The following is a 1,165-nucleotide window of genomic DNA, read 5'->3' as shown; positions in this document are numbered from 1 at the left end:
GCGACTCCTACCGCATGAAACAGGCCCGAGCGAAGGGAGGAACCCGACTCAACACCCACTGAACCTCAGCGGAGGGTGGGGACTTTCAGTTGGCCACCAGCGGGGACCGCAACATGGCCATTGACAGGGCCTCGTCGCGGGCGGTACGTCGGGTCCGGGCCGGGGTGTGGTGGTTGCGGCTGCGAGCCGCTTCTCGTCTGCCCGGCGACGGGAGTGCGGGTCGCTCTTGGTGGTCTTCTTGCGCTCTTCGGCGTTGATGTCGTCGATGCGGGCTTGGGCGTAGGCCGTGCGGTTTCGGTCGCGGTCGATGCTCTCGGTGATGGTCTGGTGCTCGAGGATGCCGGGGGCGAAGTGCAGCTTGCGGCGCAGTCGCTCGAACCCGTCGAGCCAGTGTTCGGAGCCGCGGGAGGCGAGGATGCGGGCGGCCTGGTGGATGAGTTTCTGTCGGACGTCGGTCTCGGTCCAGTGGCCGGCGGTGCGTAGCAGGTGGTCGATCATCGCGTCGCCGAGCGGGGAGGCGTTCTCGATGGCGTCGGTGATCGCGTCGGCGCCCTGGGTCTCGAACAGTTTGGCGGGGTCGAGGCCGTCGGGCAGTTCGAGGTGGGTGGGGTCGAGGTCGGCGGCGGTGAGGTGCCAGAAGGCCTTCTGGGCCGACTTCCATCCGGCGGGGTCGGAGTCGGTGGCGACGGCGATGCGGTCGCGGCCGTTGACCATGTCGATGTTGGCTCGGAGCAGTCTGATCTGGTTGATGGTGAGCGCGGTGCCCATGGGGGCGATGCCGGCGGCGGCGACGTTGCTGCCCAGGGTGATAGCCAGGGCGTCCATGGGGCCTTCGACGATGACCGGGAGCGCTCCGGCGGCGAGGAGTTCGCGGGCTTCGGCGTACCCGAACAGTGCCTCGCCCTTGGTGAAGACCGGGGTGGTGCGGGTGTTGAGGTACTTCGGTCCGGCGTAGTCGTGGTCGGTCTTGGTGGGGTTGCGGCGTCCGACGAAGCCGAGGATCGCCTGTCCGGTGGGGTCGTGGGGATCGCGGATGGGCATGAGGTTCCCCCCGGACCGTAGAGGCATCGACAATGAGGATCGAGATGCCAGAGAAGCGGAAGAAGTACGACCGGGAGTTCCGTGAGGGAGCTGTCCGGATCGTCGAAGAGACCAACAAGCCGAT

General features: G+C 67.5%; 1 protein-coding gene. It reads right to left on the bottom strand.

What is annotated here, in order from left to right; genetic code table 11:
* Window positions 1-48: 48 nt before the first annotated feature.
* Window positions 49-1,041, bottom strand: coding sequence for a toprim domain-containing protein (locus D0Z08_RS31555; RefSeq protein ID WP_245994685.1), 993 nt, complete (start codon window positions 1,039-1,041; stop codon window positions 49-51).
* Window positions 1,042-1,165: the final 124 nt, after the last annotated feature.

The sequence above is a fragment of the Nocardioides immobilis genome (assembly GCF_003515065.1).
In the GTDB taxonomy this organism is placed as follows: Bacteria; Actinomycetota; Actinomycetes; order Propionibacteriales; family Nocardioidaceae; genus Nocardioides; species Nocardioides immobilis.
Note: the sequence above shows the minus strand (reverse complement) of the source record. Positions and strands in the feature narration are given on the sequence as shown.

Excerpts from the sequence above, each read along its gene's own strand:
- D0Z08_RS31555 (WP_245994685.1), bottom strand. The coding sequence starts at position 1,041 with ATGCCCATCCGCGATCCCCACGACCCCACCGGACAGGCGATCCTCGGC.